9 protein-coding genes are annotated in these 8,271 nt (G+C 46.5%); 5 read left to right on the top strand and 4 right to left on the bottom strand.

All coding sequences use genetic code 11. The features are described from left to right. The first annotated feature begins 294 nt into the window (after positions 1 to 294). Positions 295 to 612, top strand: a complete 318-nt coding sequence (locus R7V76_RS16540) for a hypothetical protein (protein ID WP_012370208.1) — start codon at positions 295 to 297, stop codon at positions 610 to 612. Positions 613 to 719: 107 nt separating this feature from the next. On the opposite strand, the gene tnpB is transcribed toward R7V76_RS16540, so the two are convergent. Continuing rightward, complete coding sequence (gene tnpB, locus R7V76_RS16535) at positions 720 to 1,892, bottom strand: IS200/IS605 family element RNA-guided endonuclease TnpB (protein WP_318094342.1); 1,173 nt, start codon at positions 1,890 to 1,892, stop codon at positions 720 to 722. A gap of 1 nt (position 1,893) precedes the next feature. Between tnpB and R7V76_RS16530 the strand changes: the two genes are divergently transcribed. Next, positions 1,894 to 2,364 (top strand): type II toxin-antitoxin system RelE family toxin, encoded by a 471-nt coding sequence (locus tag R7V76_RS16530; RefSeq protein WP_318094341.1) that lies wholly within the window; start codon positions 1,894 to 1,896, stop codon positions 2,362 to 2,364. 367 nt (positions 2,365 to 2,731) lie between these two features. Beyond that, the gene (sstT, locus tag R7V76_RS16525) at positions 2,732 to 4,003 is read left to right on the top strand and encodes a serine/threonine transporter SstT (protein WP_318094340.1); all 1,272 of its coding nucleotides are present in this window, start codon (positions 2,732 to 2,734) and stop codon (positions 4,001 to 4,003) included. Positions 4,004 to 4,142: 139 nt separating this feature from the next. Here sstT and R7V76_RS16520 read toward each other — a convergent pair whose 3' ends face one another. After that, the gene (locus R7V76_RS16520; protein ID WP_318094339.1) at positions 4,143 to 5,048 is read right to left on the bottom strand and encodes a TerC family protein; all 906 of its coding nucleotides are present in this window, start codon (positions 5,046 to 5,048) and stop codon (positions 4,143 to 4,145) included. Positions 5,049 to 5,204: 156 nt separating this feature from the next. Between R7V76_RS16520 and R7V76_RS16515 the strand changes: the two genes are divergently transcribed. Further along, positions 5,205 to 5,948, top strand: coding sequence for a class I SAM-dependent methyltransferase (locus tag R7V76_RS16515; protein WP_318094338.1), 744 nt, complete (start codon positions 5,205 to 5,207; stop codon positions 5,946 to 5,948). A 12-nt stretch (positions 5,949 to 5,960) separates the two neighbouring features. On the opposite strand, the gene R7V76_RS16510 is transcribed toward R7V76_RS16515, so the two are convergent. Together R7V76_RS16510 and R7V76_RS16505 are read right to left on the bottom strand one after the other, a co-directional pair. Continuing rightward, the gene (locus tag R7V76_RS16510) at positions 5,961 to 6,239 is read right to left on the bottom strand and encodes a winged helix-turn-helix transcriptional regulator (RefSeq protein WP_131504007.1); all 279 of its coding nucleotides are present in this window, start codon (positions 6,237 to 6,239) and stop codon (positions 5,961 to 5,963) included. Between the two features lie 2 nt (positions 6,240 to 6,241). Continuing rightward, a complete protein-coding gene (locus R7V76_RS16505; protein ID WP_318094337.1) occupies positions 6,242 to 7,444 on the bottom strand; it encodes an MFS transporter in 1,203 nt (400 codons plus the stop codon). A gap of 335 nt (positions 7,445 to 7,779) precedes the next feature. Here R7V76_RS16505 and R7V76_RS16500 point away from each other — a divergent pair, with 335 nt between their 5' ends. Next, positions 7,780 to 8,109: a winged helix-turn-helix transcriptional regulator gene (locus tag R7V76_RS16500; RefSeq protein ID WP_012370213.1), complete on the top strand. Its 330-nt coding sequence runs from the start codon at positions 7,780 to 7,782 to the stop codon at positions 8,107 to 8,109. The last annotated feature ends 162 nt before the right edge of the window (positions 8,110 to 8,271 follow it).

Here is an 8,271-nt window from a genome sequence, read left to right as displayed (position 1 = left end):
TTTCCACTCCTAGTTCATCTCCCTACATCTGTTCTAAATACAGTGTAGCGAAGAAGTATTTGATTCGAGAAGTGTTGGATTCAAATCGTCGCGGATTGTTGTCTTCATCTTAGCAGTCACATACGATGTATATAGTTATTAAAGTAAAGAAATTATCTACTATATCATATTTAAAACTATCCACGTGCTTTTCACTCATTCATCTAAACGTTTCAATGGCCTGGTGCCTATCTATGAAAACTGAGATTACTGTAACGAGGTGAAGAGCAAAGTGGGATTGAGGAGGAGTTTTATATGATTTCGAAATCAAAAGAACGGTCGGTTGTGATGCTTACTGCGGATCAAATTATCTCAACGACTGCTGTCTCACGTTCTTTCAAACAAACAAGAGAAAAAGCACAAGAGGTGCCACTCTTCGTCACTAATGCGCAAGGAGAAATTGATACGGTCGTTGTAGGTTTTCATCAATTCGAAGAAATGAGCGAGATGATTGTCAAACAAGCAGCTTTAATTGAAGAATTTGAGCTTCTTTCTCGTCTGCGAGATGCGGAAAATTCGCCGGAAACATTCATTGATGCTGACGACGTGTTTGCTTCTCTGAGCATTGACTAAAAATCAATGTTGAAAGTGTGGAATGCTCGTGTTTGAACTACCTCCACCTACGCTTTACTTAGAGGTGAAGGATTCCTGAGTTATCCGACCTAACGATCGAAACCTGATCAGGCTAGCCCCGTCGTCCCGACGGTTGAAGAAGCTAAGATACGTTCGGCTTCTTGTTTGAGATTCAGTCCTGCGTTCACATCCCGGTCGTGATGGATCCCGCAACTCGGGCATGTCCATTCCCGTAAGCCAAGATGTTTCACGTTTTTGTGTTGATGGCCGCAACTGGAGCACAGTTGGCTCGAAGCAAAGGTCTTGCCGACCTTCACGACGGTTTTCCCGTACCAGCCCGCCTTATATTCGAGCAGGCGGAAGAACTCCGACCAGCTGACGTCCGAGATGGCCTTGCTCAACTTGCGGTTCTTCTGCATGTTCTTCACCTGCAAAGTCTCGATGCCGATGACATCGTGGTTTTTGACGATCTCGGTCGATACCTTGTGCAGGAAGTCAGTACGCTTGTTGGCGATCTTCTCGTGGATACGGGCCACCTTCCGCTTCTGCTTCTGATAGTTCTTAGAGTCAGAAAGCCTCACTTTCTTGGCCAGGGCGATTCGTTGACGGTGGGAGAGCTTACGCTGTTCGCGCGCCAACTTCTTCTCAAGTGTTCGGAAGTAACGGTCGTTCTTGTAGATCGTGCCGTCTGACAGGGTGGCAAAGTTCTTGAGTCCGACATCGACACCGACAGATGAACCGGTCTTCGGCAGTTCGTGGATTTCCTGCTCGACGAGCAGGGAGACAAAATATTTGCCTGACGCATTACGTCGGATCGTGGCATTCAAGATACGGCCTGTGATCTGTTTCGAATAGGCGAAACGAACCCATTTCAGCTTCGGAAGTTTGAGCTTGTTGCACACAATCGAGACTTCAGGAAGTTGAGACTTGCCCTGTATGTTGGTCGTGTACGACTGGACGGGATGGCGCTTGGACTTGAAACGAGGGTGATCGTTCTGCTTCTTGAAGAAGCGGTCGAACGCATCGGCAAGATGTTTGACGCTGATCTGTACAGATGTACTATCGACTTCCTTCAACCAGTCGAACTCCTGCTTCAACAAAGGAATTTCTTTGGAACAAGAACCGTAGGACAGCCCTTTCCCAGTGGTCTTGTACATTTCCTCCCACTTCGCCAGGAAATGGTTGAAGACGAAGCGCGAACACCCAATCGTCTTCGCGATCAGGATTTCCTGCTCTTTTGTGGGATAGATTCTGAATCTGTAGGCCTTGTGCTTCAACACCATGTTTCACCTCCTTCAAAAGGACCTTCAAACAAAAGGATCTTTAAAAGGACTATACCCGAAAGACAGGCTGGCGATTCATCTCCCACTTTCACTTCGTTTAGAAGTGGGAGTATTCTCGCCTAAATTCGATAAAGTTAATTTTCACCCTAAAGCTGTTAAAGAACTTAAAAAACTGGATCGACAAATCATTCGAATTATTCAGCGTGATGTACAGGAGAAATTAGCAGTTGATCCAAAAAATCACGGTGAACCGCTACGTGCTCCATTAACTGGTTGTTATAAGCTAAAGTACAAATCATTGAATCTTCGGCTCGTTTACACGATTCGTGACGAGCAATTAACGATCATAAAAATATCGGATGATCAGGAAATTCAGCAAGAGATTGAAGGGATTGTTAGTATTTTAGCAATTGGTGAGCGTACGAGAGAACGCGTGTATAAAGATGCGTTAAATCGAAAAGAAAAGTAAGTACAATTTGTGATGATTAAAGAAGACGATTCCTGTATTGGACGAGGAATTGTCTTTTTGTATGTCGTTAAAATCGATTAGTTTTGATTTCTATTTCGTAAGAACAAGTTCCTTAAAGAGTACTTCTCATTCTTAATAATGCAATCGATTGCATACCGATTCTTTTAACACCTCGTCTTAAATGAATCGGATTTCTTACAAAAAACTAGTTTTTATTTCACCGGATTTATGTAAAAATAGAACACAACAAACTGAGAGAATTTTTAGAAAAATAAACGAGTAAACTATCTGTCTTTTGGATAGGAGAGAGAATCGTTGTTTTTCAAATTCTAAATAACTTATTCGTTTTGAACCTGGAGGGGAACGTATGAAAGTTTTGAAGATGTGGAACCAAATCAGTTTAGTGAAACAAATTGCAGTCGGTTTGATTATTGGTATTATTTTAGCTGTATCGATTCCTGAAGCTGCCCAGTCCATCACCATCTTTGGAACACTGTTTGTTTCCGCGCTGAAAGCCGTTGCACCGGTTTTAGTCTTTTTCCTGGTCATGGCAGCAATCGTCCAGCATAAAAAAGGACAACAGACGAACATGAAGTCGATTGTCTTCCTGTATCTCCTCGGAACGTTTTTAGCGGGAGCCGTTGCTGTCGTCTTCAGTTTCCTGTTCCCTGTCAACATCGCGCTGACGGAGAGCACGGAGAAATTAGCTGCGCCTGGTAATGCGGTTGAAGTCATCCGGACACTCGTCCTGAATATGGTGGACAATCCGGTCAATGCGTTAGTCCAAGGTAATTACATCGGGATTTTAACGTGGGCCATCGTATTGGGCTTAGCACTGAAAAATGCATCGGACACAACAAAAACGTTCATTTCTAATTTCTCGGATGCGATTGCGAAGATGGTCGGGTGGATCATTAAACTCGCACCGCTTGGTATCATGGGGATTGTCATTGAGTCGATTACGAAAAATGGTCTTGGATCCCTTCTCAACTATGGTCAACTGCTTGTCCTGTTGATCGGGACGATGCTGTTTGTTGCACTTGTCGTCAATCCACTGATCGTCTTCATCAACGTTCGTCAAAATCCGTATCCGCTCGTCTTCAGATGTATCCGCGAGAGCGGGATCACGGCCTTCTTCACACGGAGTTCGGCTGCGAATATTCCCGTTAACATGGAACTGTGTAAAAAACTTGGTCTTGATAAAGAGACTTATGCGATTTCGATTCCGCTTGGTGCGACCGTCAACATGGCGGGAGCTGCCGTAACGATTTCGGTTTTAACACTTGCCGCGGTCAACACCCTTAACATCCCGGTCGATCTTCCGACAGCCATCATCTTGAGCGTGTTAGCTGCTGTCTGTGCCTGCGGGGCTTCCGGTGTCGCGGGTGGATCACTCCTGTTGATTCCGCTTGCCTGCAGCCTGTTCGGCATTCCGAATGAGATTGCGATGCAGGTCATCGCTGTCGGATTCATCATCAGTGTCTTGCAGGATTCGTTTGAAACAGGACTCAACTCTTCAACGGATGTGTTGTTTACAGCGACAGCCGAATTTAAAAAGCGTTTAAAAGAAGGCGAAAACTTATCGATCAATCGTACAGCCATCGCTGAAGAACCAACTGAACAAGTCGTCAACAGCTGATTCATATTGATGATGACGTTATAAAAAAGGTGAAAGGCATCCAGGATGACGGATGGGCTTTCACCTTTTTCTTGTGGTAAGAGAACAAAAAGACAAGGAGAGAATCTGTGATTCCCTCCTTGCCTGCGGTTAACCGAAGTTACTTTTGTGCTTTTGTCTTTTTAAAGCTGTAAATGACACTGATCAGAATGACAAGGACGATTGTTCCGAGCGACATCCAGATTGGCATTTTGTAGACATCGCTGAAAATCATCTTCGCTCCGATGAAGACGAGCATGAAGCTGAGACCGTGTTTCAGGTAGTAGAAGCGGTCAATCAGGTTCGCAAGAACGAAGTAGAGACTGCGGAGTCCGAGAATCGCCATGATGTTCGCGTAGAAGATGATGAACGGATCACGCGAGTAGGCGAAGCTTGCTGCGACCGAGTCGACGGCGAAGACGATATCCGAGACTTCGATGAAGATCAACGCGATTAACAGTGGTGTAAAGAACAATTTACCGTTGATCCGTTGCGTAAATTTACCAGACGAGATGTCTTGCGTAATCGGCAAGCGCTTCTCAAGCCAACGGATCGTTTTATTTTCTTCAAGCGACGTTTCCTGACCGATGTTCTTAAACATCATGTAACCCGTGTAGACGAGGAATGCACCGAAGATGTAGTACACCCATGCGAAGTTCTCAAGAAGCGATACTCCGGCGACGATGAAGATGACGCGGAAGAGAATGGCACCGAGAATTCCCCAGAACAAGACTTTGTGCTGATACTTCAATGGAATCGCGAAGTACGCAAAGACGAGTGAGAAGACGAAGACGTTATCAATCGCGAGTGCCTTCTCGATGAAATAAACGCTTGTGTATTCAATGGCGGCGTCGCTACCTTGCGCGTAGAACAACCAACCGCCAAAGGCGACGGCGAGTCCGATCCAGACGAACGTCCACGTCCAGGCTTCGCGGAGCGAGACCTCATGAGCTTTCCTGTGAAATACGCCAAGGTCCAGTGCGAGCATGATGAAGACGATTGCTAAAAATACAATCAATAGTGTCAACAGCGCTTCCTCCTTTGAAGTGATGTGCTTTTCATATTTTGATTATAAGTTCATAAGAACTCAAAGTAAAGCGATGAGTGTGCTGTTTTTCTTTGGAAATGCAATTGGACACTTTTTTGCCTTAAAATATAATCAGACTCAAAAGGAGACGAAAACATGAAAAAATCCAGTGAACGTAACAAAACCGCCTGGGAATACCGTGCTTATGAATTTTGGAATCAACGCGACGGGTCACCGGTGGACAAGGCAAAAGAAATCATGGCCGACCCGAGAGCAAGCCTGAAGAAACATCAGAACTATTTTGAAGAAGTTGTCGGAAAACGAATTGCCAATCTCTGTGGATCAAACGGACGTAAGGCGGTTCCACTGGCGTTGCTTGGAGCAGACGTCACCGTCTTTGATATTTCGGAAGACAACCGCCGCTATGCCCTTGAACTTGCCGATTGTGCCGGGACAGAAATTGAATATGTCGTCGGCGATATTTATGAGATCGATTTGCATACCTATCAGCACCAATTCGATGTCCTGTATCTTGAAGGCGGGATATTACATTATTTTCATGACCTGGAGGCATTCACGGCGATTTTGTTTGCCTTGCTCAAGCCGGGCGGGAAACTGATTTTGAGTGACTATCATCCGATCAAACATTGTATTCATGAAGACAAGTACATCCCGCGCTATTTCGATCAGAATACATATGAAGAAAAAATTGCGTACCAATCCCATTTTGATCCGGCTGAACAAGCTGATTTTCCGAAGGTGCTATTGCGGCATTATACGATGAGTGAAATCGTGAACACCGTCATTCGAAGCGGTTTTACGCTTCAACAACTCGATGAACATCCGGGGTGGAAAGGGGAAAACATCCCGTGGGAATTCACGCTTGTCGCGACAACATAAAACCCAGCGTCCTCACGGATGCTGGGCTTGTTCGGCGATGGCTTGAAAAATCGGCTGCAAACTTTTACCTGTTGGCGTCAGTTGATAGACGGCTTCTGGTCGTTCAATGACTCCCCGTTGTGTAAGATGGGTCAGACACACGGTCAACTCTCTACGTGAATGCTTGGGTCCGGTTGACGACAACTGGTCGATTGAACAAGGAGCCTGCAATAATTGAGCGATGATGTGCATCTCGTGCACCGTTCCGAGCATCCGGATAGTGTAGTCGAGTGCACGCAGATCCGTCGGCATGATTATAGACGTTCAAGACGACGGGAAACGGCAGTCAGGATGACGGCGAGGATGACCATGATTCCGCCGACCCACGGTGTGTGGACAAGTCCGATCGTGTCGGCAATGAGTCCACCGATGGTTGCCCCAAGCGCAATCCCGATATTGAAGGCGGAGATGTTCAACGCGGAAGCGACATCAACCGCTGCTGGGACGTATTTTTCCGCCAGCTGAACGATATACAGCTGCAGACCTGGGACATTCATGAAAGCAAGCAGTCCCATCAGGATGATGCCGATGATCCCGGCGATTTTAAACGAAATCATGAACGACAGAGCAATCATGACGATCGCGTGCAAAATGAACATGTAAAACAACGCTTTGATCGGATTTCCGTTGGCGAGTTTTCCGCCGACGGTGTTGCCAATGGCGACAGCAATGCCGTAGACAAGCAGGATGATACTGATCAGGCTCGGACTGATGTGGGTGACGTCCTGCATGATCGGTGTCAGGTACGTGAAGGCGACGAACGTTCCGCCGTAACCGAGTGCGGTGATCAGGAAACCGAGCATCAGACGTCCGTTCGTCAACAGTTTAAACATATCGGAAAACTTCGCCGGCGGTGATTGTTTCAAGTCTTTTGGAATCAGGAAAATGCTTGCGATGATGGCGATGACGCCGAGTGCGGCAACAGCAAAGAATGTCGCACGCCAGCCGAATGATTGACCGATGAATGTGCCGAGCGGGACGCCGGTTACGGTCGCAACCGTCAGACCGGTGAACATCAAAGCGATGGCACTGGCTTTTTTATGTTCCGGTACGAGCTGAACGGCGATCGTTGCGCCAATCGAGAAGAAGACACCGTGCGAAAACGCGGTGATGAACCGGGCGACGATCAACAGTTCGAAAGTGGGTGCGATGGCTGATACGAGATTTCCGGCGATAAAGACGACCATCAACGCCATCAGTAATGTTTTCCGGTTCATCCGGTTCGTCAGGGCAGTCAAGATCGGTGCACCGACGGCGACACCGATTGCGTAACCGGAAATGATCAGTCCGGCCAGAGTGATGCCGATATTTAAGTCACCGGCGATCGCAGCGAGCAGACCGACCGGGACAAATTCCGTTGTTCCGATACCAAAGGCGCTGATAGCAAGTGCGAGCAGGGCGAAGCGGCCGTTTTGCGGGACCTGTTCCTGTTCAGCACGCGGGTTTAATTGATTCATGATAATTCCTCCTGGATAAATGAGCTAAAGTGAGATAGTGCAACCATGCTCCGAACGACCGGGCCCGGATCGTTTTTCAAACAGGGACACTTCTGCGTGATCCCATCATAGAGCGGCATTGTTTTTTATGGAAGTACGTACTTTTAAGTGCGATAGGCACTAAAAAGTACCCTACCATCACCAATTAAAGCAATGGACGAAGGTGGCTTGTACTTTCCGTTAACAGTTGTTATCATAAACCCATCAAATCTACTTGAGAAGTACGCACTTTCAAGTGCGATAGGCACTAAAAAGTACCTGTCCCACCGTACTTCGTAACGAAAGGAAGAATCAGCATGGCCTACAATATTCCGGTCGAAGCGACGCTGCAAGTCATCGGAGGCAAATGGAAAGTCGTCATCATGTGTCATCTCATTAAAGGCGAACGCCGGACAAGTGAATTGAAAAAGCTGATGCCGAACATCACACAAAAAATGTTGACGCAACAACTGCGTGAACTCGAACAGGACGGTGTCATCATCCGGACGGTCTACGAACAGGTTCCGCCGAAAGTCATCTATTCGTTATCGGATTACGGTTGGTCGTTGCGCCCGATTTTAGATGCGATGTGTGCCTGGGGTGAAGGGCACATCGATTTAACCGGTGAGGAAGTTGTATCTTCTTAAAGCGAACTATCATACTGCACAGCAAAACGACCGCCTGCCGTTGATATGCTCCCACAAAAGTAGACAGTTGAAATAATAAAACTGTCCACTTTTGAAGGGAGCTTTTTCTGTGTATAAATATAGATATTCAGCTGCTGAAAAATTAATAATTATCAAGAAATG

Origin of the sequence: Exiguobacterium artemiae (assembly GCF_033342815.1) — a bacterium.
In the GTDB taxonomy this organism is placed as follows: domain Bacteria; phylum Bacillota; class Bacilli; order Exiguobacteriales; family Exiguobacteriaceae; genus Exiguobacterium_A; species Exiguobacterium_A artemiae_A.
The sequence above is the reverse complement of the archived record's forward strand: the minus strand, read 5'-3'. Positions and strand labels throughout refer to the sequence as shown.